The sequence below is a fragment of the Algibacter sp. Ld11 genome, assembly GCF_045066735.1.
GTDB lineage: Bacteria > Bacteroidota > Bacteroidia > Flavobacteriales > Flavobacteriaceae > Algibacter.
The window spans coordinates 570,477-596,899 of record NZ_JBISHH010000025.1; the positions used below are offsets into that span (position 1 = coordinate 570,477).

Below are 26,423 nucleotides of genomic sequence, written 5' to 3' on the forward strand. Positions count from 1 at the left end.
GACTTACTTCTATATACCCATGAGATATTATAAAAACTTGAATATCTCTGGGGAAATAAAGGAATAATATAAATATCATAGCAAATGAAAAATTTAATAGCCCTCTTTCTTTTCGTATTTAGTCAAACTATGTTCGCTCAAAACATCGATTTCAATACTAAAAAAGGTTTTGTAATAGAAGGTTTCGATGTCGTTTCATATTTTAGTAATGCACCTAAAAAAGGAAATGATTCTTATGTAGCGAACTACAAAGGAGGAAAGTTCAAATTTTCAACACAAAGCAATCTGGACACTTTTAATGAAAATCCTGAAAAGTACGTACCGGAATATGGCGGATATTGTGCTTATGCGATTGCTGAAAAGGGAAACAAGGTTTCCGTAGATCCAGAAACTTACGAAATTAGAGATGGTAAATTGTACTTGTTTTACAATTCATGGGGAATTAATACCCTTAAATCTTGGTTAGACGAATCTCCAGACAACTTAAAGGAAAAGGCAGATGCAAACTGGAAACAAATAAATCGAAGTTAGAAAAGATGGATTTGATTCTTTATTTACTTATAGGTTTTTCTGCAGCGGTACTTGGCGCACTTCCTTTGGGTACTACAAATATTGCAGTGATAAACACAACCATTAAAGAAAACGTAGAAAGTGCTCTAAAAATAGTATACCCTGCTGCTTTTGCAGAACTTATTTTAATAGTATTTGCTATCAGTTTTAACAGCCAAATAGAAATGTTTATTAATATGAATATTTGGTTACAGTATACTATTGTGGCTATTTTTATTGTAGTTGGTGCCATTCTTCTCTCAGGAAGAACAGAGTGCGTTAAAGATGAGAATGATGAGTGTGTGATAATTAAAAAAAGGAGAAGGCCGGTTTCAAAACAAATGTTAGGTTTCTTTTTAGGTTTAGTTAATCCAACGGTTCTTATTTATTGGATATTTATAACCACATATTTAAATGGAAATATAATAGATTTAAGCTTTGCTGTAAACTATAAGCTTTTTGTTTTGTTTTTAACAGGTGCGTACCTCGGTAAACTTTTAGTGTTGTATGCATATAGTAAGTTTAGTGATGTTCTAAAGGTAAAGGTGTCAAATGTAACCACACGCGTAAATAGAGTTATAGGTGTGTTACTACTTTGCGTATCCGTATTTCAGATAACTAAATTGATTTACCTTTAATATGTACTTAACTTATTTAAATAAAAGGCATAAAAAAATCCGATTCAATTAAGAATCGGATTTTTTTTTATTAAGCGAATAATATGTTTTACAATAGGCGGAACGCCTTATTTTACTTTCTCGATTACGGCTTTAAAAGCCTCTGGGTTGTTCATAGCTAAATCGGCTAAAACCTTACGGTTTAATTCGATATCATTAGCTTTTAATTTCCCCATAAATTGAGAATAAGATAAACCATGTAAACGGGCTCCTGCGTTAATACGCGTGATCCATAATGCACGGAATGTTCTCTTTTTATTTCTACGGTCTCTGTACGAGTATTGCATCGCTTTATCAACCGCATTTTTTGCTACTGTCCAAACGTTTTTACGACGTCCAAAGTAACCTTTTGCTTGTTTTAGAACCTTTTTTCTACGGGCTCTTTTTGCTACAGAATTTACTGATCTTGGCATAATTTTAATTGTTTTTTTGTAGTAGGCGGTCTATAAATAGACACTTTTTATAAATTGAGCCTAACTCCAGGGTTTATAATTTATTTAACCAACGTTAAAACAGGTTGTGTTTATTTTAAACGCAACATGGTTTTAATGTTATTTTCGTCTGCTTTATGTACTAATGTATCATGACGCAGTGCTAGCTTACGCTTTTTAGACTTCTTTGTTAAGATGTGACTTTTAAAAGCGTGCTTTCTTTTTAATTTACCAGTACCAGTAAGCTTGAAACGCTTTTTAGCACTAGATTTTGTTTTCATTTTAGGCATTTTTTTCTCCTAGATTTTAATTATTTCGCTTAATTATTTTTCTGCCAAATGTATTTGGCAACTTATCTTTATCCTAATAAATTAGGGCAATTTACTTTTTAGGAGCAATAAACATAGTCATACGTTTACCTTCCAGTCTTGGCATTTGTTCTACTTTTCCAAGTTCTTCTAAATCTTGAGCTAAACGTAGTAACAGGATTTGGCCTTGTTCTTTAAATATAATAGAACGCCCTTTAAAAAACACAAATGCTTTTAGCTTTGCACCTTCTTTAAGGAATTTTTCGGCATGCTTCCTTTTAAATGCGTAATCGTGATCATCAGTTTGAGGTCCAAAACGAATCTCTTTGATAGTCACTTTTGTAGCTTTAGATTTTAAAGCTTTATCACGCTTCTTTTGTTCGTAAAGAAACTTTTTATAGTCCATAACCTTACAAACAGGGGGCTCAGCATTTGGTGATATTTCTACAAGATCTAATCCTTGTGTGTCAGCTATTCGCATAGCGTCACCTTTGGTATAAATACCAATTTCAACATTGTCTCCTACAAGACGCAGTTTTTGTGCTGTAATTTTCGAGTTTATCTTGTGTTTATCCTCTTGTGAAACCCTTCTCGGTTGATGTCTTCTTCTAATTGCTATGGCCTTAAAATTTTAAATTAAACTTAATTGTATGTTGTTTCTAAAACGATTTTAACGTTTTTTTAATTTCATTCTTTATTATTTCAGAGAAATCGTCAACGGATATCATTCCTAAATCTTCTCCACCGTGTTGGCGTACAGATATTTTGCCTTCTTGCTCTTCTTGTTCCCCTATAATAATCATATACGGGTGTTTTTGCATTTCAGATTCCCTAATCTTCTTTCCAATAGTTTCATTTCTATGGTCTGCAAGGGCGCGAATTTCGTCATTTTCTAGCAAATTTAAAACTTTTTCCGAGTATTTTTCATATTTCTCGCTAATAGATAAAATAATTACCTGCACCGGCATAAGCCAAAGCGGGAAGTTACCACCTGTATGTTCCAATAATAATGCCACAAAACGTTCCATACTTCCAAAAGGAGCACGGTGTATCATAACAGGACGATGAACCTCGTTATCACTGCCTTTGTAAGTCAATTCAAAGCGCTCAGGGAGGTTGTAATCTACTTGTATTGTCCCAAGTTGCCACTTTCTTCCTAGGGCATCTTTCACCATAAAATCGAGTTTCGGACCGTAAAAAGCAGCCTCTCCTTCTTCTATAACAAAATCTAAACCTTTATCGGTAGCAGCATTAATAATAGCCTGCTCTGCTTTTTCCCAATTGGCTACATCACCAATATATTTGTCGGGATTTTCAGGATCTCTTACAGAAACCTGAGCAGTAAATTTTTCAAAACCTAAAGATCCAAATACATAAAGTACTAAATCAATTACGCTTTTAAACTCTTCATCTAATTGTTCTGGGGTGCAAAAAATATGCGCATCATCTTGAGTAAAGCCTCTAACACGAGTTAGTCCATGGAGTTCTCCACTTTGTTCATATCTATAAACCGTACCAAATTCAGCGTAGCGTACAGGTAAATCTTTGTAGCTCCATTGAAAATTATTGTAAACCTCACAATGGTGTGGGCAGTTCATAGGTTTTAACAAAAACTCTTCATCAGCTTTAGGCGTTGTAATAGGCTGAAAACTATCAGCACCATACTTAGCATAATGCCCAGAAGTAACGTAAAGTTCCTTTTGTCCAATATGCGGAGTCATCACCATTTCGTAACCCGCTTTCTTTTGTGCAGCTTTCAAAAAGTTTTCTAAACGTTCGCGTAAAGCAGCACCTTTAGGTAACCAAAGAGGCAAGCCTTGTCCTACTTTTTGCGAAAATGCGAATAATTCAAGTTCTTTTCCTAACTTTCTATGGTCACGTTTTTTAGCTTCTTCAAGTAAAGCTAAATATTCGGTAAGCTCCTTTTGCTTTGGGAAAGAAGTAGCATAAACACGCGTTAATTGCGGTTTGTTTTCATCACCTCTCCAGTAAGCACCGGCAACACTTAAAATTTTTACAGCTTTTATAATACCAGTATTAGGTATATGTCCACCACGGCATAAATCAGTAAACGTTGAGTGATCGCAAAAAGTAATCGTGCCATCCTCTAAGTTTTCAATAAGCTCCGTTTTAAATTCGTTTCCTTTATATAACTCCAATGCTTCTGCTTTACTAGCCGATCGCATTTTAAAATCATGCTTTCCACGAGCAATCTCTAGCATTTTTGTTTCAATAGACTTAAAGTCCTTCTCAGAAAGTGCAACCTCACCAAAATCTACATCATAATAAAAACCATTATCAATAGCAGGACCAATAGTTAACTTAGCATCTGGATATAATTCCTCAATAGCCTGAGCCAAAACGTGAGCAGAACTATGCCAAAAAGCCGTCTTCCCTTCATCATCCCTCCAAGTATATAAAACTAGCGAACCATCCGTGGTCAAAGGTGTAACCGTTTCAATGGTTGTACCATTAAAATTCGCCGAAATCACGTTTCTAGCAAATCCGTCGCTAATACTCTTTGCAACATCCATAGGAGTTACATTCTCGTCAAACGTTTTCACGCTGCCATCAGGTAATGTAATATGTATCATAAAATAAATTAAAATCTAACGCAAAGATAATAGTATAAACAAATCCACACAATATATATATAGGTAAATCAAAAGAATATTTTTGGCGTTCCTTTAACTGCTCCTATTCTGGAGCAGCTAAAGTCGGGCTTTCACTACTAGCTCCTCCTAAGGTCGGGAGCTCAAACACGCCGTTCAATCCCTAACGCAGGGCAAGTCATTAAAAAGTCGTCCATATGTATAGTAAAAAACTCAGGCGTGGTTCATAACAAAACAAAGAGAATAACTTAAACAGTATATAATAGGGTAGGAGGATGTAGTTATATGTAATATAGATTAAAAAAAGAGTTTTGGTTAGAACAAAAACACAATACTACTTTCAAAGGGAAAACAATTATGTCTACAACATAAGTTAAAGACATCATTAAATTAGAGATCATAAACCTTTTTATAGATAGTCTTTATTAAGTAGAAAGCATGCTCAATATATATAGTGTATAAGTTAGTTTTAATAAATCAACACTTAAATGGCTTTAAAACAGTTTAATAGTTGTTTTAATGAAAATAATTTCAAAAAACATTAAAAAATACCTTGTCAGAACCAAAAAGGCATCTATATTTGCACCCCGCTAAAAAAGGTAAAACTTCAAAGCGTAACGTTCATACAAAAGTTGATTGATTAAGATTTTAAGAGAGGTAAAAACTTTTAAAAAAAGAATCAAAAAACATTGTGAGTTTAATAAAAGGTTGTAAGTTTGCAGCCGCTAAAAACGGTAACGTAAGGGGCTCACCTCTTACCATTCCGAACAGAGAAGTTAAGCCCATTAGCGCCGATGGTACTGCATTTGTGGGAGAGTAGGTCGTTGCCTTTTTTAATCCTCAACAAGAAATTGTTGAGGATTTTTTTTGCAATAAACTCAACGTAAACAATTAATGGTAAACTGTAATCCAGAAGGGAATGTGCTTAGTTATATTTCTGCGTAAGCGATATTCTTCTGTTTGTTATGAGCTAGTTGTATAAGGATATATTAGAACTATTATGTTAAATACATTAATAAATAGAAAAATACGTAGAACTACGCATTTCTCGTAAGTAGTATTTGTCTTATATTTGTATTGCTATTAATTAGTTCTTAGGGAGAATTAATGAAAACTCTGAATCGTAATGATTTGGAGTTTTCGCCTTTTAGGGACTTTCTTTTTTATAACGTGCGTGATTCATGTAATTGGTAAGGGCAGCAATTGTGAATTAATGAGTTTTATAGTTATCTACGGGCTATTTTTAAACTAATTTAAAAGGTTTTTTAACTTTTCGTACATTTACTCCAAGTAATTAGCCTTATTATAGTGAACAGTGTATTTTATTGGATGTTGTAATTTTAATTTGTGGCTCAATAGTTGATTTAATATTTATGGAAATCTTGAAAAGTATTATTTTATGAAAAGTATATTTATAATTATTGCAGTTTTAGCTTTAAACATAACTCAAGCTCAAATATTAGATCCTGTTAATTGGAAGACTTCAGTTAATAGGGTATCGGATACTGAATTTGATTTAATAGCAACTGCAACTATAGACTCTGGTTGGCATTTGTATTCACAAACGGTTCCACAGGATGGACCTATAGCAACGAGTTTTAGTTTTGATGGAAATGGTAACTTTCTTAAAAAGGGGAATACTAAAGAAGATGAAGGTCATGTGGTAGATGATCCTATTTTTAGTATGAAGATAAAATATTTTGATGATAAGGCTACCTTTAAACAGCGTATAAAGGTTAAAACAAAAAAAAGCTTTACTGTAGAAGGCGTTGTTAATTTTATGGTATGTAACGATAGTAGATGCTTATCTCCGACAGAAGAGGATTTGTTGTTTACGGTTGAGTAATTGAGCCTTTAAAAGTTATACTTATGTTCTTATTAATATTACGGAAATAGTATCTGATATTGTTATATAAAAAAAGTGATCAACTTAGTTGATCACTTTTTTTATTATTTAAACTTTACTCGTAGATGTTACAATCCGAAAGCGGCTTTTACTTTATCTACATAATCTAATTTCTCCCAAGTAAATAATTCAACATCTAATGTTATTGATTCACCATTTGGTTGTGAGAATGATTTAGTAACTGTTTCATTTTTACGTCCCATATGGCCGTATGCAGCGGTTTCGCTATATATAGGTGCTCTTAGCTTTAAACGCTCTTCAATAGCAAATGGACGCATATCAAACAGTTCTGTTACTTTTTGTGCAATCTCTCCATCGGTCATGTTAAAGGTACAGGTTCCGTAAGTATCTATAAAGATTCCCATAGGTTCTACAACACCGATAGCATAACTAACTTGTACTAAAACTTCACTAGCAACACCTGCTGCTACTAAATTTTTAGCAATATGTCGTGTAGCATATGCAGCACTTCTGTCTACTTTACTTGGGTCTTTTCCAGAAAAAGCACCACCACCGTGTGCACCTTTCCCACCGTAAGTATCTACAATAATTTTTCTACCCGTTAAACCAGTATCACCGTGAGGTCCACCAATAACGAATTTACCAGTAGGGTTTATATGATATTTAATATCGTTGTTGAATAAATTTTGAATAGCTTCAGGTAAATCTGCAACTACACGTGGAATTAAAATTTCAACTATATCTTTTCTAATTTTAGCAAGCATTACGTCATCCGCATCAAAATCGTCATGTTGTGTAGAAACAACAATGGCATCAATACGTTGTGGTACATTATCATCGCTATATTCAATAGTTACTTGACTTTTAGAATCTGGTCTTAAGTAAGTAATGTCTTTATTTTCTCGACGTAATTCTGCTAGAACTTTTAGAATTCTATGAGATAGATCTAAAGCTAATGGCATAAAGTTTTCTGTTTCGTTACTAGCGTAACCAAACATCATACCTTGATCTCCTGCACCTTGTTCTTCTTTAGTACCACGATCTACACCTTGGCTAATATCGTCTGATTGTTCATGGATTGCAGAAAGCACACCACACGAGTTTCCATCAAACATATATTCACCTTTGGTATATCCAATTTTGTTAATGGTATCCCTTGCGATTTTTTGAACGTCTAAATAAGTCGTCGATTTAACTTCGCCAGCAAGCACTACTTGTCCTGTAGTAACTAGAGTTTCACATGCTACTTTCGATTCGGTATCAAAAGCTAAAAAATTGTCAATTAACGCATCACTAATTTGATCCGCCACCTTATCTGGGTGTCCTTCAGAAACACTTTCCGAAGTAAATAAATAAGCCATATTATATTATTTTATAGCAAGATTTGACGAAAACGTCGAAGGAAGTTTACACTGCCTTTAGCATTTTTATTTGTAAAAAATTAATTTCAATGTTTTTGAAACTTTATTCAGTACAAAGAGGTTGCAATCAGTCAAATCTTTCCTCTGTTATATGTGGCTGCAAAAATAGAAAAATAAAAGGAATTGCGAATTCATTTAGAGTTTTTTAACCTAATATTTGCTCAATAAGTTTTATTTATGAATATTTGATGAATCTAATCTTTAGCATTTCATATATATTGGAATGTTTTAGGCAGAAACGATTGAATTTATAATATCTTGAAAAAAAAATATTTAATTAAAACGTCTATTAATGTCATTGTGATTATTTCATGATGCACTTGGAACGTTTTTTTTAATCTTAATATGTTAAAAAGCCTTCCTTTTAAAGAAGGCTTTTTTTATTGTAAATTTTTGATTTTTTGGGCATAGTAAAAATGATGAATTAAATAACTGGTAATCAAGTAGTTGTTGGGTGTTTTAGGTTTGTGAATTTAACCTAAAAAACGAATTATAAATGGATTTAAATGACTAATAAATTAATTTCGAACATTATTTAAAGGAATGAAGAGTTTTTAATGAAATTCATAAAAACCTCAATTATTAAAATAAAAACACAGTAAAAGATAAAATTATCCGCAACAAAAATGAAGGAACTCAATAAACATAGTAAAAGGTTAACTCAAGATGAATCTCAACCTGCATCTCAAGCGATGTTATACGCGGTAGGTTTGACTGATGAGGATATGAAAAAAGCCCAAGTCGGTATTGCTAGTACAGGTTACGATGGTAACCCTTGTAATATGCATTTAAATAACTTGGCTGCTGAAGTTAAAATTGAGTGTAAAATAGCAAATTTAGTAGGTTTAGGGTTTAATACTATTGGGGTTTCTGATGGTATTTCTATGGGGACTTCAGGGATGAATTACTCTTTAGCTTCTCGTGATATTATTGCTGATTCCATTGAAACGGTAATGAATGCCCAAAGTTATGATGCTTTAATCTCCGTTGTTGGTTGTGATAAAAATATGCCAGGAGCCGTTATTGCAATGTTAAGGTTAAATCGTCCGTCTATAATGATGTATGGAGGAACAATAGCATCAGGAAAATATAAAGGAAGAAAATTAAATATCGTTTCTGCTTTTGAGGCCTTAGGTCAAAAAGTAGCAGGTGAAATTGGAGAAGAAGAATATAGAGAAATTATTAAAAGTGCTATTCCAGGAGCAGGAGCTTGTGGTGGTATGTATACTGCAAACACAATGGCTTCGGCTATAGAATGTATGGGGTTTGCATTACCTTATAACTCTTCTATTCCAGCAGAGAATCCAAATAAATTATCTGAAAGTGAAAGAACGGCAATCGCTATCAAAAACCTTTTAGAATTAGATTTAAAGCCTTTAGATATTATTACTAAAAAATCTATAGAGAATGCTATAGCTCTAGTAAATGCCTTAGGTGGTTCTACCAATGCGGTATTACACTTTTTAGCTATTGCACATGCTGCGGATATCGAATTTACTTTAGAAGATTTTCAACGTGTTAGTGATAGAACACCTTTAATAGCAGATTTAAAACCATCTGGAAAATATTTAATGGAAGATGTTCATGGTGTAGGAGGAACTCCAGCAGTAATGAAATACTTATTAGATAATGGTTATTTACATGGTGATTGTTTAACAGTAACAGGAAAAACATTAGCTGAAAATTTAGCAGATGTTGAACCTCTTACTTTTGAAGATGACCAAGACGTTATATTTCCTAAGGATAAAGCATTAAAATCTTCAGGGAATTTGCAAATTCTTTACGGAAACTTGGCAATAGAAGGTGCTGTGGCAAAAATATCAGGAAACGAAGGTTTGTTATTTGAAGGTAAAGCGGTGGTTTACGATGGTGAACAAGCTGCAAATACTGGAATTTCAAACGGAGAAGTAGAAAGAGGTGATGTAGTCGTCATTAGATATGTGGGACCAAAAGGAGGCCCTGGAATGCCAGAAATGTTAAAACCAACATCTTTAATTATGGGAGCAGGTTTAGGTAAATCTGTAGCATTAATTACTGATGGTCGTTTTTCTGGAGGAACACACGGTTTTGTTGTTGGGCACATTACTCCAGAGGCTCAAGAAGGTGGAGCCATTGGTTTATTAAAAACAGGAGATAAAATTAGAATTAGTGCTGAAGATAACTCAATTAACGTTTTACTTTCAGATGAAGAAATAGCTGAAAGAAAAGCAAAATGGGTTCAACCAGCTTTAAAGCATTCAAAAGGAATATTATATAAATATGCAAAATCTGTAGCATCGGCTTCTAAAGGCTGTGTAACAGATTTATAGTAAGTAACGATTACAAGAGCAAGAAGAAAATATATAGAGATGAAAGACACTCAAACCATAAAAAAACAAGCAAATAATACGCAAACAACTATGCGTATTTCTGGTAGTGAAGCAATTATTCATTGTTTATTAGCAGAGGGCGTAGATATTCTTTACGGCTACCCTGGTGGAGCTATAATGCCGGTTTACGACGAATTATATAAGTTTAGAGATCAAATTCATCATGTGTTAACACGCCATGAGCAAGGTGCAGCCCATGCCGCTCAAGGTTATGCGCGTATTTCAGGAAAAGTAGGTGTAGCTATGGCTACTTCTGGCCCTGGAGCTACCAATTTAATTACAGGTATCGCTGATGCTCAAATAGACTCTACACCGCTAGTATGTATTACGGGGCAAGTAGCTTCGCATTTATTAGGTAGTGATGCATTTCAGGAAACTGATATTGTTGGAATATCTACACCGGTTACTAAATGGAATTGCCAAGTAACTAAAGCATCTCAAATTCCAGAAGCTATTGCAAAGGCATTTTATATTGCTAAAAGTGGCCGTCCAGGTCCTGTTTTAGTCGATATTACTAAGGATGCTCAATTAGAAGAGTTCGATTTTAAATACGAAAAATGTACGGGTGTAAGAAGTTATAATCCTATACCAGATACAGATACAAAAGCCGTAAAAGAAGCTGCAAAATTAATTAATGCTGCAAAGAAACCAATGATTGTTTGGGGACAAGGTGTTATTTTAGGTAAAGCAGAAGCAGAATTAAAAGCTGTAATAGAAAAAGCAGGAATTCCTTCGGCTTGGACTATTCTTGGAGCTTCAGCTGTCCCAACATCTCATCCTTTAAATGTAGGTATGGTTGGTATGCATGGTAATTATGCTCCAAATGTTTTAACGAATCAATGTGATGTTTTAATTGCTATTGGTATGCGTTTTGACGACCGTGTAACTGGTAGTTTAAATACGTACGCTAAGCAGGCTAAAGTGATTCATTTTGAAATTGATCCAGCAGAGATTGATAAAAATGTAAAAACTGAAATTGCGGTTTTAGGAAACTCTAAAGATAGCTTATCACAGTTATTACCTTTATTAGAAACAAATTCACACGATGCATGGTTACAAGAATTCAAAGACTTGTATGCTATTGAATTTGAAAAAGTAATAAAAGAAGATCTTACGCCAAGTAAAGAAGGTTTAACTATGGGCGAGGTTATTAAACAAATAAATATTGAAACAAAAGGTAATGCGGCTATAGTTTCGGATGTTGGGCAACACCAAATGATTGCTTGCCGTTATGCGGATTTTAATATTTCAAAAAGTAATATTACTTCAGGTGGTTTAGGTACAATGGGCTTTGCTCTTCCTGCGGCTATTGGGGCTAAAATGGCAGCTCCAGAACGTGAAGTTGTTGCTATTATTGGTGATGGTGGTTTCCAAATGAATATACAAGAATTAGGAACTATTTTTCAGCAAAAAACACCAGTGAAAATAGTGGTGTTAAATAATGAGTTTTTAGGAATGGTACGCCAATGGCAACAACTGTTTTTTGATAAACGTTATGCTTCTACAGAGATGACAAATCCTAATTTTGTAGCTATTGCAGAAGGATATTATATTAAAGCTAGAAAAGTTGTAAAGCGAGAAGAGCTAGCCGATGCTGTTAAGGAAATGATTGAATCTAAAGAATCGTATTTCTTAGAAGTATGTGTGGAAAAGGAAGGAAATGTTTTTCCTATGATTCCTACTGGAGCTTCCGTATCAGAAGTAAGATTGTGCTAATAAATTAAGATCTAAAATAAAATGAATCAAGATATACAATCATTTACGATTTCAATTTATACCGAGAATAATATCGGATTATTAAATCGTATTTCAGCTATTTTTCAACGTAGACACATAAATATAGAGAGTTTAACAACTTCACAATCGGAAATCGATGGTGTAAATCGTTTTGTGATAGTTGTAAATATTTGTGAAGAGCAGGCTATTAAAATAGTTAAGCAAATAGAAAAGCAAGTAGAAACTATTCGTGCATTTTATCATACTGAAGAAGATACTATTTTTACAGAATCTAGTATGTTCAAAATTAAATCTGAATTATTGTTTGATGAACCTCAAATTCAGAATTTAATAAAAGAAAGTTATGCTAGAATTGTAACGGTAAATAAAGAGTTTTTTGTTTTAGAAAAATCTGGACGCCGTAATGAAATAGAAGCATTGCGTAAAGAATTAACCAAATTTGGTATTATGCAATTTGTACGTTCTGGACGTATTGCTGTAACTAAAGACGAAATGAAAGTAACAGAAGTGCTGCATGCCTTCAATAATAAATACTAATTAAATTAAAAAATGGGAAATTATTTTAACACCTTATCATTAAGAGATAAATTAAATCAATTATCGAAATGTAGATTTATGGACTCTTCAGAATTTGAAGATGGTGTAAACGCTTTAAAAGGTAAAAAAATTGTCATAGTAGGTTGTGGCGCACAAGGATTAAACCAAGGATTAAACATGAGAGATTCTGGTTTAGATATTTCTTATGCACTTCGTGATGCTGCTATAGCAGAAAAACGTCAATCTTTTATTAACGCAAGTGATAATGGTTTTACTGTTGGTACTTACCAAGAGTTAATTCCTACTGCAGATTTAGTGTTAAACTTAACACCAGATAAGCAACATACTAATGCAGTAACTGCAGTAATGCCTTTAATGAAAAAAGGAGCGACATTATCTTATTCTCATGGTTTTAATATTGTTGAAGAAGGTATGCAAATTCGTGAAGACCTTACGGTAATTATGGTGGCACCTAAGTCTCCAGGTTCTGAGGTTCGTGAAGAGTATAAGCGTGGTTTTGGTGTGCCAACTTTAATTGCGGTACACGAAGAAAATGATCCAGAAGGAAAAGGTTGGGCACAAGCAAAAGCTTACGCCGCAGCAACTGGTGGAGATAGAGCAGGTGTTTTAGCATCATCTTTTATTGCTGAAGTAAAGTCTGATTTAATGGGAGAGCAAACTATTTTATGTGGTTTACTTCAAACAGGTTCGATTCTTTGTTTCGATAAAATGATTGAAAAAGGAATTGATACTGGTTACGCTTCCAAATTAATTCAATACGGTTGGGAAACTATTACAGAAGGTCTTAAATATGGTGGTATTACTCACATGATGGATCGTTTATCTAACCCAGCAAAAATAAAAGCTTTCGAACTTTCAGAAGAATTAAAAGATATTATGCGCCCGTTATTCCAAAAGCATATGGATGATATTATTGAAGGTCGTTTTTCTGCAGGAATGATGGCAGATTGGGCTAACGATGATAAAGATTTATTAGGGTGGAGAGCTGCAACAGCAGAAACTGCATTTGAAAAAACTCCAGCTGGTGACGTTGAAATTTCTGAGCAAGAATTTTATGATAATGGCGTGTTAATGGTAGCTATGGTAAGAGCAGGTGTAGAATTAGCTTTTGAAGCTATGACGGATTCTGGAATTATTGCAGCTTCTGCATACTACGAATCTTTACACGAAACTCCACTTATTGCTAATACTATTGCAAGACGTAAATTATACGAAATGAACGCTGTAATTTCTGATACTGCTGAGTACGGATGTTATTTATTCGATCACGCTTGCAAGCCTTTATTAGCAGATTTCATGAAGACTGTTGATACAGATATTATCGGTAAGCCTTTCGCAACAAGTAATGGTGAAGGTGTTGATAATGCTAAATTAATTGAAATAAATGCAGCCTTAAGAAATCACCCAGTTGAAAAAGTTGGTACATTCTTAAGAGCATCTATGACGGCTATGAAGCCAATAGTTTAATTCTTTAAACATATTTTTAAAACCCGATTAGTTTAAATGAACTAAAAGGTTTTACATATTAATATAACCTACAAGCTGTATAAGCTTGTAGGTTTTTAAAATTATAAAGCAATGAGTAAGGAGAGCAACACCTATTTTCCGAGTCTTAATAATATAGAGCTAGCTGCTGATACTATTAAAAATGTATCGGCAGTCACGCCTTTAGGAGTAAGCCTTCGTTATTCTGAATTTTTTGACGCTAATATTTTATTAAAACGGGAAGATTTACAGCAAGTACGCTCGTATAAAATTCGTGGTGCTTACAATAAAATTAGTTCTTTAACTCCCGAGGAATCTCAAAAAGGAGTGGTATGTGCTAGTGCTGGAAATCATGCGCAAGGTGTGGCTTTATCATGTAAATTGCTTAAAATAAAAGGCACAATCTATATGCCGTCTCCAACGCCCAACCAAAAAATAGAACAGGTAAAAATGTTTGGTGGCGAATATATAGAAATAAAAATTGAAGGAGATACGTTCGATGATGCAAACCATGCAGCCGTTCAAGAATGTACTGCATTGGGTAAAATGTTTATTCATCCATTTAATGATGAAAAGGTTATAGAAGGTCAGGGCACGGTTGGTCTGGAGATTTTGGAACAAACTGCAGTACCTATAGATTATGTGTTTGTTGCTGTTGGCGGTGGCGGTCTAGCATCTGGATTGTCAACTGTTTTTAAGGTATTATCTCCTAATACTAAAGTTATTGGTGTTGAGCCAGAAGGAGCTCCATCTATGTCTACTTCAATTAAAAATAATAAAAACACAGAGATAGAGCATATTGAAAAGTTTGTTGATGGTGCAGCTGTAAAGCGGGTTGGAGATTTAAACTTCTCGATATGTAAACAAAATTTACATGCCATGATTACGGTTCCGGAAGGAAAAGTATGCCAGACTATTTTAGAACTTTATAATAAAGATGCTATTGTGGTAGAACCCGCTGGTGCTTTGAGTATTTCTGCCTTAGATTTTTATGCTGAAGAAATAAAAGGGAAAAACGTAGTTTGTGTAGTTTCTGGAAGTAATAATGATATTACTCGAACTGCCGAAATAAAAGAACGTGCCTTACTTTATGCTAATTTAAAACACTATTTTATTTTAAAATTTCCGCAAAGGGCAGGAGCTTTAAAGGAGTTTGTTGTGGATATTTTAGGACCCAACGATGATATAACCCATTTTGAATATACCAAAAAAACAAACCGTGAAAATGGAGCAGCAGTTGTCGGTATTCAATTAAGATCTTCTGAAGATTTGGAGCCACTTATCGCTAAAATGAAAGCGCGTAAGTTTTTTGGAGATTATTTAAACGACAAACCAGATTTGTTTCAGTTTTTAGTATAATAAATGGTTTCTTTTTGGAAGTTGATTGGTTTGTACAAAATACTTCTCAAGAACTAATAGTGAAATTAAACGCTCTCTTTTTAAGTTTTTAAATTGATTAACGTAAGCATTGGCGTTTTTAATAATTTTTAAGCAAGCGTTTGTGTTGTGGATATAATAATTTAATTTTTCTTCTAAATTAGAGTAGTCTTCTTTAATTTCAATATAGTGGTAATTAGGTTTTAAAGTGTTTTCCATAAACCAAGTTTCATATTTTGGCTTTGGCATTACGGCAATAGAGTTTGATGACATGACCCACTTTAAATTGGATGCAACATCAACACCTTCTAGGCATAAAATAAATTTATATTTTAAATGTTTTTCGATTGAAATCTTCTTTTTAACCCATTCCGGGTTTGTATTATTTTTATTAATTTGACCTAAATTACACAAAGGGTGATTAAAGTACATCTCGTAAAATCTAACGCGATGTGTTTGCTTTTTCTGCACATGGGCACGACCAATTAGTTTATCTTTTTTACTTTCAAAAGGCTTACTATCTTTAGTAAATGTAAAATGCCTCACTTTATTCAATTTAAATAGGATAGCAGAATCTTGCTGAGTCGTAATTGGTCTGCTTTTAACAATACTGGGTGTTTTTGGGATTTTGGTAATATCTCCAAATTTGAATTTTATTCTTAAGTCTGGATGAAAATATCTGCAGAATTCCTGACTATCAAAATAATAGGTTTTATGATATTTTTTTAGTTTTAATTCTGATAAGGGCTTAACTTTTTCGGGTAAAGAAATTGGTTCGTTAAGTTTGTTGTAGTAATTCACGCGATATTTTATATACTCTAAATTATAGCGTTCCATACTATTCAAAGTTTTGCATAATCGCTTTCTAAATATAGAATAAGGATAAATTTCTTTTAAAAAGCCATTGATATAGTAAATCTGCTTATTGTTTTTTTGAGATTTAAATAATTGCATATAAAGAATATTAGTGTACTAAAATGCTTTAAAACATTTGTTTCGGTTTTAATAGGGGGTTATTTTTCTGTTAATTTTAGTGTATTTTCTGTCGAAAACGTTTGAGTTGTATTTAAATATTTTACATGTAATTAAAGTGTTAAGAATTCGCTATTTTTTGGAAGAATAGATTTGTTTTAGTACTGTTTCGGTTCAATTATTAATACCTTTACTATCCTACATAACACAATATATTTATATATGAAAACAACATTTCAAGACATTCCGGAAGAATATAAAATAAATTCATTATTACACCAATCTACATATTTGGTTAATGGAGAATTAAAACATTGGGAGGGCGAAACGGCAGAAGTTTATTCTACTATTTCATCGACTAAAGATTATAAAACAACGGTACTAGGCACAATTCCTCAGTTAGGAGAGGCAGAAGCTTTGGAAGCTTTAGAGTCTGCAACAACGGCATACAACAAAGGGCAAGGATTATGGCCTACCATGAAGGTGATTGATAGAATTGCTTGTATGGAAAAGTTTGTTGAAGAAATGAAAACCAAGCGTGAAGAAGTTGTAAAGCTTTTAATGTGGGAAATTGGGAAGAACCTACCAGATTCTCAAAAGGAATTTGATAGAACAGTAGACTATATTTACGATACTATAGAGGCTTATAAGCAAATTGATAGAGACTCCGCAAAATTCGAAAAAAATTCTGGTGTTTATGCGCATATTCGTCGTGGGCCGCTTGGAGTGGTGCTGTGTTTAGGACCTTATAACTATCCTTTAAATGAAACCTTTACACTTTTAATTCCGGCGCTAATTATGGGGAATCCTGTCGTTTTTAAACCGGCTAAAATAGGTGTTTTATTAATTTCTCCTTTATTAGAAGCTTTTCAGAATAGTTTTCCAAAAGGTGTGGTTAATATTGTTTACGGTCGTGGTCGTGTTTTGGCAACTCCAATAATGCAATCGGGTAAAGTTGATGTTTTGGCCTTAATTGGTAATAGTAAATCTGCAAATGCATTACAAGCCCAACATCCAAAGGGAAATAGGCTGCGTATGGTTTTAGGTTTAGAAGCTAAAAATCCAGCAATTATTTTACCAGATGCCGATTTAGATTTGGCAGTGGAAGAGTGCATTGCAGGAACTCTTTCTTTTAACGGACAACGTTGTACTGCTTTAAAAGTAATATATGTTCATGAATCTGTAGTTGAAGAATTTAATAGATTATTTGCTTTCAAGGTAGATCAACTTAAATTTGGAAACCCATGGGAAGATGGAGCAAAATTAACGCCGCTTCCAGAAATAGAAAAGCCAGGTTATATTCAAGAATTAATTGATGACGCTAAAGAGAAAGGGGCTAAAATATTAAATAAAAAAGGAGGAGAAACTACCGAAAACTTTATTTTTCCAGCAGTACTTTATCCGGTTACAAAAGATATGCGTGTATTTAAAGAAGAACAATTTGGGCCTGTAGTGCCTGTTGTTTCTTTTTCGGATATCGAAGAGCCACTTCATGATATGGCAGAATCTAATTACGGACAGCAAGTTAGCTTATTTGGTCAAAATGTTCATACGTTATCACCGTTAATAGATACTTTGGTTAATTTAGTTTGTCGTGTAAACTTAAATAGTTCTTGTCAACGTGGCCCAGATGTTTATCCTTTTACAGGGCGAAAAGATTCGGCTTATGGAACATTAAGTGTACATGATGCATTGCGTTCTTTTTCAATTAGAACATTTGTGGCATCAAAAGATAATGCTTACAACAATGCAATTTTAAAAGAGTTGTTAGAAAAGAAAACATCTAACTTTATTAGTACAGATTATATTTTGTAATCTAAAGAAAAGCATATCATTTAACTCATAAAATAATTTTATCTTTAGGCTTCTAGTAGTGCAGAATTTTTCAGTGAAAAATATTGCACTACTAGAAGCCTTTATATATGTATATTTGATACATTATAGGTTCCCGTAAAAATTTAATTTAAACTAAAGTAAGATGAAAATAGCAAAGTATGTATTAGTAGCTGCGTGTTCTGCAGTAGTATTAATAGGATGTGGAGGTAAAGAAGAAAAAAAGAAAGAAGGTTTTTCTTATGAGAAAAAAACAGAGGTTGTTAAAACAGTTGAAAGCAACCCCAACGACGTGGTTATTACAGGTAATGATGCCATGCAGTTTAATAAAAAAGAAATTAAAGTAAAAGCTGGCGAGAAAATTAAAATTACTTTAAAGCATATTGGTAAAATGGATAAAAATGTCATGGGACATAATTTTGTTTTACTTAAAAAAGGGGTAAGTCTTTCGGCATTTGGAAATAAAGCAGCTACAGCCAAAGCAACACAATATATTCCTGATAATGGTAAAGATGTTATTGCTCATACTGATATTGTTGGTGCTGGCGAAACATCTATAGTAGAGTTTGATGCTCCCGAACCTGGAACATACGATTTTTTATGTAGTTTTCCTGGGCATTATGTTATCATGAAAGGGAAATTAATAGTAGAGTAAAACGGCCAAGATTATAAGAAGTTAAAAAAGTGAAGTGTTTTTAATATTATGTTTTAAACACCGAGCGGAGCTTTGTCTTTTTTTTAAGAAGGTGGCTTAAATCTCAATAGCGGTTTTTGCTCTTTCATTATCTCTGGTAAAGACGAAAATCTTTTTTGTGAATCATAAGTTACAGTCATAAAACTATAGTTTATCGTTATAAACTTGTTTTCATTATAATTTTACATCTTTAAGTATAGCATTGTTTCTAATGATATGCTTTAAACAAAAAAAACTAACCAAACATGAAAATTAAAAATATTAGTGCTTTAGTACTTGTTTTATTGTCTTTCTATAATTGTAGGGAAAAAGAGTACGTAGACAAGATTTATGAAAAACCAGAAATAGTAAAAGAGGCCTCCTCAGAATTTCTTTCACCAGAAGAAAGTATGAAAACCTTTTATTTACCGGAAGGATATAAAGTAGAGTTAGTTGCTAGTGAACCGATGATTGACGAACCAGTAACCATAGCATGGGATGGAAATGGACGTATGTATGTTGCGGAAATGAATACATACATGCAAGATGTTGATGGTAGTGGAACTAATAGATCTATAAGTAAAATTAAGATGCTTGAAGATTTAGATGGTGATGGTAAAATGGATAAAAGCACCGTTTTTATTGATAGTCTATTATTGCCACGAATGATTTTGCCTCTTGAAAATGAATTGATTGTTAATGAAACATTTTCTTATGATTTATGGAGTTATAAGGATACCGATGGTGATGGTGTAGCAGATAAAAAAGAACGTGTTTATTATAATCCAAACCGTCGTGGTGGAAACCTAGAACACCAACAAAGCGGGCTTATATGGAATTTAGACAACTGGTTGTATACAACTTATAACCCTATTCGATTTAAGTTTAAGAGTAATGGGAAAGTAGAGGTAGACTCTTTAGAAAATATGCCAAATAGAGGGCAATGGGGACTTACTCAAGATGATTTAGGAAATATGTATTACTCGTCTGCAGGTAGTGAAAATCCAGCATATGGATTTCAACAGCCACCAGTATACGGAGAGTTTAATGCAAAAGGTAGGCTTGCTGAAGGCTTCGTACAACCTTGGCCGGTAGTAGGAACTCCAGATGTTCAAGGAGGGCCAAAGCGATTAAGAGAAGATGGTACACTTAACCATTTTACTGGAACTGCAGGGCAAGAAATATATCGAGGACATAAATTGCCTTCAAATTTATATGGAAATCTGTTTATTCCAGAACCTGTAGGTAGATTGATTCGTCGAGCCATAATTAAAAACGAAAATGGTAAAAAGGTAGTATATAATGCTTATGATGAAGCTGAGTTTATGGCATCGACAGATTTAAACTTTAGACCTTTACAAGCCAAAACTGGTCCTGATGGTGCACTTTATATTGTAGATATGTATCGCGGTATTATTCAAGAAAGTAATTGGACTAAAAAAGGAAGTTTTTTAAGGCCGGTTATTGAGAGAAAAAAGTTGGACAAAAATATCGGTAAAGGAAGAATCTATAGAATTGTTCATGAAGATATCGAACTCGATAAAAAACCTAACTTAATAGGACAGAAGGCTTCAGACTTAATAGCGTATTTAGGGCATCCTAATGGTTGGTATAGAAACACGGCTCAAAAATTAATAGTTTTGAGAGGTGATGAAACAGTTATTCCTGAATTACAAGATATAGCTAGAGATAATACATCGTTTTTTGATGGCTTGTTTAATAGCGATAAAGATTTTGGTTTAGAACGTGTTACTGCTCTTTGGACACTTGAAGGTTTAGATAATATTGATAAAACTTTAATTACTGAAAAATTTCAAGATGAAGATTATCGTGTTAGACTTACCGCAATTAGATTAAGCGAAAATTTATTAAGAGCAGGTGATACGGATATTCTACAAGATTTAGAAAAATTAATTTCGGATGTAGATGTAAACGTTGTAAACCAATTGGCTTTAAGTTTACGTTATAGTAAAGATAAAAAAGCAACGGAATTACTTAACATGATCAATTCAAAGTATGAAAGCCATGAAATAATCTCACATGCTGTTGTTGAAAGTTTAAAAAAAGATGACTCTCAGTTAGCGCAACTTAAAAAGCGAATTTCTGGAAGAAGTTTAGGGGCAAGATTGAGTATCACGAAGGGGTATGATTCTTATAAGCAATTATGTATTACCTGCCATGGTGCCGATTTAAAAGGTTTACCTACGGAAGATGGTGGCCTTATTGCGCCAAGCTTAATTGGAAGTAAACGAGTTATGGGCGATAAAGGTGTTTTAAGTAAAATACTGTTAAATGGTTTAATTGGCCCCATTGAAGGTAAAGAATATGGTATCATGATGCCGTTAAAGGATAATAGTGATGAATGGATTGCAGATGTGCTTAGTTATGTTAGAGCTCTGAATGACGAAGATAATGTAGATAGAAAAGTGGTTAGAAATGCCCGAGCACAATCAAAAGATCGAGAAGATTATTGGACTTTAGAAGAACTTTATAACGATAAATAAAAAATCATTATTTAATATGGTTAAAAAAAAGTTGGATGGGAATCCAACTTTTTTTGCTTAAAAAACCTTGATTTAAATAGAAATGTTAAAATTTATTTTGATATTTATTGATTATTAATAAATTGTATGGATATCGGGTTTTAACCCGTAAGAAAAAAAATAAAAATGAAGCCTTATAATAATAGATCTCAAATATAAATATGTAATGGTTTATCAGAAAAGGAATTTTATAATAAATATGTTAAAAATTCTGTTCCTGTAGTAATTACCGATAAAGCAGAGTGGACGAAGTTAGAAGAGTTTAAGCCAGAGTACTTTAAATCTAATTATAATCACATAACCAGAACTGTTGATGGAAAACGTTATAATTTATCTGAAATAATTGATGCATGTGTAGCTTCTACAGAAGACAACAAAGCACCATATCCCAATATTTATGATATTCCCGAGTACTTCCCGGAATATCTTGATATTATTCCCGAAATGAACTATGGAAAATCAAATAGGCTTTTTAGTCGGTTATTGCTTAATATTTTTTCTAAAAGAAATAATCAGCAGCAACTATTTTTTGGAGGGAAAGGATGTGCTTTTCCAAAGTTGCATGTAGATTACAATTGGCCACATACGCAACTCACACAGATTATTGGAGATAAAGAGTTTATTTTATATCCACCCAATCAAACCGATTATTTGTACCCAGAAGAAGTGCTTTCAAATTATAGTCAAGTAGATATTACTAATCCCGATTATAAAAAGTTTCCATTATTTAAAAATGCGGAACCTTTAAAAGTAACTGTTAAAGCTGGGGAGACTATATTTATTCCTTCGGGATGGTGGCACACAACATATATTCATAATTTTAATCTTACTTATGCCGTAGATCATGTAAATGCATTTAATTGGAATATGTTTATGGATAAAACCTACGAAGCAGCAAATAGGCAATACCCGAAATATACTTCATTTACTTGGGTGATTAAAGTTTATAAAGTAGTTATGGGTAAAGTTTTTAATATAAAAGAGTTTTTCTTTAATTAAAATTGTAAAATAAAAAAAAGAGAGCGCGGGTTTAGCTCTCTCTTTCAGAATCAAATATTAAATTCATTAAAAGCGAATCTATTTTTAATTTAGATTCGCTTTTGTTATTCTTACTTTACAATCAACTTCGTTCTCATAGTGAAGGAATGCCCCGGGAATGTACATACTATCCAGTATTCACCAGGTTCGCTAGGCGATGTGAAATAAATGGTTTCGTTACTTTCTGGCCCCACAGTTCCGGAATGAAATAGAACTAAATCACTAAACGGAACATAACTTAAATCAGGACCATCAAGTCCCAAGTTGAGAGCCATTTCTCCAATTTTAAGTGGCGTTTCTTTTCCTGGTTTAGTAATAACAACGTTGTGTATCATGTCGTCATTATTGTTCAAGGTAAGTTGTATTTTACTATTTCGGTTAATAGTAATTTTTTCTGTATCATATTTTAATCCAGGAATGGTACCAATAACTATTTTTTCATCAGCGCCATGTTCTCCCCAAGAAGATGGCATGGTATTAACTCGCTTAGGTTGGTCTATCTTTTTGTTAGATGTTTTAGCCATATGCATTTGTGGCGATTTTAATTCGCCACCTGGGACCTCGTTTAAAGTGTAATATCCTGTGTTGTGTAATAACATTTCGCCAGAGGCCGATTTTAGTTCAGGCATTTCTATTTGATGAATAAAACCTAAACGCATACCATGAATTATTAGTTTCACTTTTAATCCATCTTCAGAAATTTCGGCCTTATGGATCATGGCTTTTTGTTGGTCAACAATTGGGCTACCGTAAGTGTCATGGTATTTGTATGTGAAAGTAGACATCTTATAGTTCGAAAGATCTTCAGCTAATTTTTTGTTGATAGGCTTAGTGAATTCAAATTCAAAACCGTCATCAAGCGCTTTCATTGTTTTAATTTCAAAAGGTGTTTTACCGCTCCAAACTAAGCGTTGTAATCCATAAGATTTTTTTCCTGTAGATGCCCAACCACGACTTGTCATGCCTACAAACATATTGTTGTCTTTGCCCCAAATCATGCGCAATACTCCAGAAGAAAAACCTTCAACGAAACCAAAAGCTGCGCCTTGGTATACGCCATTTACTTTTTCCATGTAAACACGCATAATTTTACTGTGCCCTTGGTCTCCTATAAATTGCTGACCTTCAAAGGGACCAAATTGGCCCTTGGTTGTGTCGTATAAAATATCGGAAGTCGATATTCCTAAAATAGTGTGAGGAAACCAAATTGCTGCAGATTTTAAGGCTTTTTGTTTTTTAGCATAGTCGTACATTGAAAGTCCAGATTGCTTTTCAATATCTTCTGGTTTTAACTTTAAAGGTGAATTTGGTTCGTCTGTCCACCTTAAACTTTCTGCGTGCCCTGCGAAATCTCCTTTTTCTAAATGAGACATACGTCCGGAACCTACCCAGTCTCCTTGGTTTTCTGTATAGAAAATATCGTTATTATCATTAATTGCAAATCCTGCTGGAGAACGTAATCCAGCTGCTAAAGGAGTAAACTCTCCTTCTGGTGTGATTTTTACTAACCAGCCTCTCCATTTTGCAAAACTTTTTCCGCCTTTGTACCATGATACGTTTAAAGTCAATATCATGTCTCCATTTTTGTCAAATTTCGGACCATAGGAATATTCATGATAATTACCAGAAAGTGGCCATGAATAGATGGTTTTGTACAAATCGGCTACGCCGTCATTGTTTTTATCTTCAAGTCTTGTTAATTCGCCACGTTGTGCTAAATAAAAACCATGGTCTTTATAAGCTAAGCCTAAGGTTTCATGCATGCCATGTGCAAATCTTTTAAATTTAGGAGTTTTGCTATATGGATTGTCAATGAGCCATAATTCACCTCTTCTTGTAGAAACGCCTAATTTATTATCATCGGTTAATGTTAAGCCACCAACTTCGAGTTTAATATCTTTAGGTATTGGTACGTCTACAATTTTATAGTATTTAGCTTCTTTTTTTGCTTGAGCTGAATTTAATGTTTTGCCTTTTTGTGAAAATCCTAATTGACTTACTAAAACGGCAGCTATTATTACGATTGTTTTATTGATAATCTTCATTTTTTTTGCGTTTTAGTTTACCAGATTATACTGTAGTTAATTGTTGAATTACCTTCTGGAATCTCGATCAATAATTCATCTTTACCATTATTATTTCTAAGAATAGGTTTAGGTGTTTTGTCATCTTCAAACACGATATAATAGCTTTCGTTATTTATAATGAAAGTATTGTTTTCTAATACTTTTATACTTTCTCCATCTGCAATTTTGTGCCACATTGAAGTTTTAGAATTGGAGGTAATAATACGTTCTATACCTCGTTTTGATTTTAAAAAGGCTTTAAAGCTATGTGTTATCTTATTACCATTAATATCAAAAGAGAACATAGGAATACCATCATCTTTAAATTCATAACCAATTTGTTTAATCATGTTTTTATCATTTAGCATTTTTGGCCATGTTTCATTTTTTGAATCTAATGAAGCAAAATCTAAATCGCCATGTAATGAAATTGGAAAGCCCATAGGTTCTCCCCGTTGATGTTCTCCTCTAGAATGCCACATTTGCGTAGCATCTAGAAAATTACCACTCCAAACATGTAGTAAAGTTCCCGTTTCTAAATCTAAACTATAATTTAATTTTTCAATTAATCCAACAGATATACAGTGAGAACGTTTAACACCTCTATGATTTAAAAAGCTCCGTTGTGTAATTAGTTTATCTGCAACATTTAAGGTAATTGGTGTTATTGGGTTTTTTGAGCTTAAAGTAGTGGTTCCTGTTTTTAATAAAGAATAGCGTTGCATTTTTGGACCTTCTACAAAAAAGTCGAAACCACGACGCCACACAATTGGTTTATTGTAAACCAGATTATATGTTACTTGGCCTTTCTCTAAATGGACTTTGTTAAACACAGTGTTGTTCATATCAAAATCACCATTCATGTTTACAACAGTGTCATTTTTAATAATTAAGTAGGCTCCGCCGTTAACTGTAGTTTCAAATAAATAATCTCCTGAAGTCGGGATATCTAGTTTTCCTGAATAACTCAATACCTTTTGGTCTCTTTCATTAATTCTCATTAAAGGTGAAATGGAGTCCGTTGTGTAATCTTCAATAAGTTTAAGCTTTTCTATGTCCTTTATTACGGAAAGTTTTTTAGGGTTATCGTAAATTTTAAGCTCAGATTTTTTGATACCAATATTTTTATCTTCGTAGAGTTTATATTTTATGTTTTTAAAAGCAATAGGCCCGTGGTCCCCCTGAATCATTAAAGGAGCATAAGGTACTTCCTCTTTTGCGGCGCTAGCACGAGTAGCGCCAGTAACCTCTATGTTTTTGTGAATTAAAATATTATTTAGTCTAACTTCTTCAAACCATGCATTTTTTATCTTTTCCCCTTTATTGTTAAACTTTGGCGCATGAAAAATAACTTTTAAATGTTGCCATAAACCGGGTGCTTTGGCAGCATTTACTAGAGGGGCGTGTCCCTCGTAACCTTCTTTTCCTTTTTCAGCATCTTTATTCCATCTTTGATAAATGCCACCTATATCGCTGTATTTTGGATGGTCTACCCCCCAACTATCGAATAATTGAATTTCATATCTACTTTGAAAATAGATACCTGAATTAGATTTTATTGGCATCATAACATCCAATTCTAACTCAATATCGCCGTGATCGAAATTAGAAAATAAATGCCCATTTTTCTCTTGGTCGTTTGTGTTTACTAATATCCCCGAGCCTTCAAATGGTATAAGTGTTTTGTCTTTACTTCTATCGGTAACTACATTTTCGGCTATTTGCCAGTTTTTAGTAGTTACTTTAAAATGAGATAAATCCTTTAATTCAATACGAGTAAACGGTAAGATGTTTTGGATTTCTTTTTTCTTACTAACCGTTTCTATTGGTTTGGTTTCTTTTTTTTCGCAAGAAAGTATCAGTGAAAAAATAAAAAGAAAAAGCATTTTGTTTTTCATAAGTTTAGA

Annotated in this window: 20 protein-coding genes and 1 rRNA gene; 13 read left to right on the forward strand and 8 right to left on the reverse strand. The window is 33.3% G+C overall.

The genetic code is table 11. The features are described from left to right. Positions 1-84: 84 nt before the first annotated feature. Positions 85-531: a YHS domain-containing (seleno)protein gene (locus tag ACJJV4_RS16130; protein ID WP_405296309.1), complete on the forward strand. Its 447-nt coding sequence runs from the start codon at positions 85-87 to the stop codon at positions 529-531. A gap of 5 nt (positions 532-536) precedes the next feature. Continuing rightward, positions 537-1,187 (forward strand): hypothetical protein, encoded by a 651-nt coding sequence (locus ACJJV4_RS16135; protein ID WP_405296311.1) that lies wholly within the window; start codon positions 537-539, stop codon positions 1,185-1,187. Between the two features lie 107 nt (positions 1,188-1,294). Here ACJJV4_RS16135 and rplT read toward each other — a convergent pair whose 3' ends face one another. The 4 genes from rplT to thrS form a co-directional block, all read right to left on the reverse strand. Continuing rightward, the gene (rplT, locus tag ACJJV4_RS16140; RefSeq protein WP_042495466.1) at positions 1,295-1,639 is read right to left on the reverse strand and encodes a 50S ribosomal protein L20; all 345 of its coding nucleotides are present in this window, start codon (positions 1,637-1,639) and stop codon (positions 1,295-1,297) included. A 110-nt stretch (positions 1,640-1,749) separates the two neighbouring features. After that, positions 1,750-1,947 carry a 50S ribosomal protein L35 gene (rpmI, locus tag ACJJV4_RS16145; protein ID WP_042495462.1) on the reverse strand — a complete coding sequence of 66 codons (198 nt, stop codon included), beginning with the start codon at positions 1,945-1,947 and terminating at the stop codon, positions 1,750-1,752. A 91-nt stretch (positions 1,948-2,038) separates the two neighbouring features. Continuing rightward, positions 2,039-2,578, reverse strand: a complete 540-nt coding sequence (gene infC, locus ACJJV4_RS16150; RefSeq protein ID WP_074937583.1) for a translation initiation factor IF-3 — start codon at positions 2,576-2,578, stop codon at positions 2,039-2,041. A 46-nt stretch (positions 2,579-2,624) separates the two neighbouring features. Further along, positions 2,625-4,559: a threonine--tRNA ligase gene (thrS, locus tag ACJJV4_RS16155; RefSeq protein WP_405296316.1), complete on the reverse strand. Its 1,935-nt coding sequence runs from the start codon at positions 4,557-4,559 to the stop codon at positions 2,625-2,627. Between the two features lie 748 nt (positions 4,560-5,307). Here thrS and rrf point away from each other — a divergent pair. Next, positions 5,308-5,410, forward strand: a 5S ribosomal RNA gene (gene rrf / locus ACJJV4_RS16160). Between the two features lie 566 nt (positions 5,411-5,976). After that, the gene (locus tag ACJJV4_RS16165; protein WP_405296319.1) at positions 5,977-6,423 is read left to right on the forward strand and encodes a protein-disulfide reductase DsbD domain-containing protein; all 447 of its coding nucleotides are present in this window, start codon (positions 5,977-5,979) and stop codon (positions 6,421-6,423) included. A gap of 128 nt (positions 6,424-6,551) precedes the next feature. Here the strand turns inward: ACJJV4_RS16165 and metK are convergent, their stop codons facing one another. Next, positions 6,552-7,805 carry a methionine adenosyltransferase gene (gene metK / locus ACJJV4_RS16170; protein WP_159019508.1) on the reverse strand — a complete coding sequence of 418 codons (1,254 nt, stop codon included), beginning with the start codon at positions 7,803-7,805 and terminating at the stop codon, positions 6,552-6,554. A gap of 686 nt (positions 7,806-8,491) precedes the next feature. Between metK and ilvD the strand changes: the two genes are divergently transcribed. The 5 genes from ilvD (at position 8,492) to ilvA (ending at position 15,373) form a co-directional block, all read left to right on the forward strand. Then, positions 8,492-10,174, forward strand: coding sequence for a dihydroxy-acid dehydratase (ilvD, locus tag ACJJV4_RS16175; protein WP_405296322.1), 1,683 nt, complete (start codon positions 8,492-8,494; stop codon positions 10,172-10,174). 39 nt (positions 10,175-10,213) lie between these two features. Then, a complete protein-coding gene (ilvB, locus tag ACJJV4_RS16180) occupies positions 10,214-11,950 on the forward strand; it encodes a biosynthetic-type acetolactate synthase large subunit (RefSeq protein ID WP_405296324.1) in 1,737 nt (578 codons plus the stop codon). A gap of 21 nt (positions 11,951-11,971) precedes the next feature. Further along, positions 11,972-12,508: an acetolactate synthase small subunit gene (ilvN, locus tag ACJJV4_RS16185; protein ID WP_405296326.1), complete on the forward strand. Its 537-nt coding sequence runs from the start codon at positions 11,972-11,974 to the stop codon at positions 12,506-12,508. A 12-nt stretch (positions 12,509-12,520) separates the two neighbouring features. Continuing rightward, positions 12,521-13,996 (forward strand): ketol-acid reductoisomerase, encoded by a 1,476-nt coding sequence (gene ilvC / locus ACJJV4_RS16190; RefSeq protein ID WP_405296328.1) that lies wholly within the window; start codon positions 12,521-12,523, stop codon positions 13,994-13,996. A gap of 111 nt (positions 13,997-14,107) precedes the next feature. Next, positions 14,108-15,373 carry a threonine ammonia-lyase IlvA gene (gene ilvA / locus ACJJV4_RS16195; RefSeq protein ID WP_405296330.1) on the forward strand — a complete coding sequence of 422 codons (1,266 nt, stop codon included), beginning with the start codon at positions 14,108-14,110 and terminating at the stop codon, positions 15,371-15,373. Here the strand turns inward: ilvA and ACJJV4_RS16200 are convergent. Next, positions 15,365-16,228, reverse strand: a complete 864-nt coding sequence (locus ACJJV4_RS16200; RefSeq protein ID WP_405296332.1) for a glycosyl transferase family 90 — start codon at positions 16,226-16,228, stop codon at positions 15,365-15,367. The genes ilvA and ACJJV4_RS16200 overlap by 9 nt on opposite strands. A gap of 357 nt (positions 16,229-16,585) precedes the next feature. Here ACJJV4_RS16200 and ACJJV4_RS16205 point away from each other — a divergent pair, with 357 nt between their 5' ends. The 4 genes from ACJJV4_RS16205 to ACJJV4_RS16220 all read left to right on the forward strand — a co-directional run bounded on the left by ACJJV4_RS16205 (position 16,586) and on the right by ACJJV4_RS16220 (position 22,411). Continuing rightward, entirely contained in the window at positions 16,586-18,178 is a 1,593-nt protein-coding gene (locus ACJJV4_RS16205) for an NADP-dependent glyceraldehyde-3-phosphate dehydrogenase (RefSeq protein WP_405296334.1), read from the forward strand. A gap of 163 nt (positions 18,179-18,341) precedes the next feature. Beyond that, positions 18,342-18,851, forward strand: a complete 510-nt coding sequence (azu, locus tag ACJJV4_RS16210) for an azurin (protein ID WP_405296336.1) — start codon at positions 18,342-18,344, stop codon at positions 18,849-18,851. A gap of 284 nt (positions 18,852-19,135) precedes the next feature. Continuing rightward, positions 19,136-21,373 carry a cytochrome C gene (locus tag ACJJV4_RS16215; RefSeq protein WP_405296338.1) on the forward strand — a complete coding sequence of 746 codons (2,238 nt, stop codon included), beginning with the start codon at positions 19,136-19,138 and terminating at the stop codon, positions 21,371-21,373. Positions 21,374-21,571: 198 nt separating this feature from the next. Then, on the forward strand, positions 21,572-22,411 hold the full coding sequence (locus tag ACJJV4_RS16220) for a cupin-like domain-containing protein (RefSeq protein ID WP_405296551.1): 840 nt from the start codon (positions 21,572-21,574) through the stop codon (positions 22,409-22,411). 110 nt (positions 22,412-22,521) lie between these two features. Here the strand turns inward: ACJJV4_RS16220 and ACJJV4_RS16225 are convergent, their stop codons facing one another. After that, a complete protein-coding gene (locus tag ACJJV4_RS16225; RefSeq protein ID WP_405296340.1) occupies positions 22,522-24,495 on the reverse strand; it encodes a plastocyanin/azurin family copper-binding protein in 1,974 nt (657 codons plus the stop codon). Positions 24,496-24,512: 17 nt separating this feature from the next. Then, complete coding sequence (locus tag ACJJV4_RS16230) at positions 24,513-26,414, reverse strand: DUF1080 domain-containing protein (RefSeq protein WP_405296342.1); 1,902 nt, start codon at positions 26,412-26,414, stop codon at positions 24,513-24,515. Positions 26,415-26,423 lie beyond the last annotated feature (9 nt).

Excerpts from the sequence above, each read along its gene's own strand:
- ACJJV4_RS16130 (WP_405296309.1), top strand. The coding sequence starts at position 85 with ATGAAAAATTTAATAGCCCTCTTTCTTTTCGTATTTAGTCAAACTATG.
- ACJJV4_RS16135 (WP_405296311.1), top strand. The coding sequence starts at position 537 with ATGGATTTGATTCTTTATTTACTTATAGGTTTTTCTGCAGCGGTACTT.
- rplT (WP_042495466.1), bottom strand. The coding sequence starts at position 1,639 with ATGCCAAGATCAGTAAATTCTGTAGCAAAAAGAGCCCGTAGAAAAAAG.
- rpmI (WP_042495462.1), bottom strand. The coding sequence starts at position 1,947 with ATGCCTAAAATGAAAACAAAATCTAGTGCTAAAAAGCGTTTCAAGCTT.
- thrS (WP_405296316.1), bottom strand. The coding sequence starts at position 4,559 with ATGATACATATTACATTACCTGATGGCAGCGTGAAAACGTTTGACGAG.
- ACJJV4_RS16165 (WP_405296319.1), top strand. The coding sequence starts at position 5,977 with ATGAAAAGTATATTTATAATTATTGCAGTTTTAGCTTTAAACATAACT.
- metK (WP_159019508.1), bottom strand. The coding sequence starts at position 7,805 with ATGGCTTATTTATTTACTTCGGAAAGTGTTTCTGAAGGACACCCAGAT.
- ilvD (WP_405296322.1), top strand. The coding sequence starts at position 8,492 with ATGAAGGAACTCAATAAACATAGTAAAAGGTTAACTCAAGATGAATCT.
- ilvB (WP_405296324.1), top strand. The coding sequence starts at position 10,214 with ATGAAAGACACTCAAACCATAAAAAAACAAGCAAATAATACGCAAACA.
- ilvN (WP_405296326.1), top strand. The coding sequence starts at position 11,972 with ATGAATCAAGATATACAATCATTTACGATTTCAATTTATACCGAGAAT.
- ilvC (WP_405296328.1), top strand. The coding sequence starts at position 12,521 with ATGGGAAATTATTTTAACACCTTATCATTAAGAGATAAATTAAATCAA.
- ilvA (WP_405296330.1), top strand. The coding sequence starts at position 14,108 with ATGAGTAAGGAGAGCAACACCTATTTTCCGAGTCTTAATAATATAGAG.
- ACJJV4_RS16200 (WP_405296332.1), bottom strand. The coding sequence starts at position 16,228 with ATGGAACGCTATAATTTAGAGTATATAAAATATCGCGTGAATTACTAC.
- ACJJV4_RS16205 (WP_405296334.1), top strand. The coding sequence starts at position 16,586 with ATGAAAACAACATTTCAAGACATTCCGGAAGAATATAAAATAAATTCA.
- azu (WP_405296336.1), top strand. The coding sequence starts at position 18,342 with ATGAAAATAGCAAAGTATGTATTAGTAGCTGCGTGTTCTGCAGTAGTA.
- ACJJV4_RS16215 (WP_405296338.1), top strand. The coding sequence starts at position 19,136 with ATGAAAATTAAAAATATTAGTGCTTTAGTACTTGTTTTATTGTCTTTC.
- ACJJV4_RS16225 (WP_405296340.1), bottom strand. The coding sequence starts at position 24,495 with ATGAAGATTATCAATAAAACAATCGTAATAATAGCTGCCGTTTTAGTA.
- ACJJV4_RS16230 (WP_405296342.1), bottom strand. The coding sequence starts at position 26,414 with ATGAAAAACAAAATGCTTTTTCTTTTTATTTTTTCACTGATACTTTCT.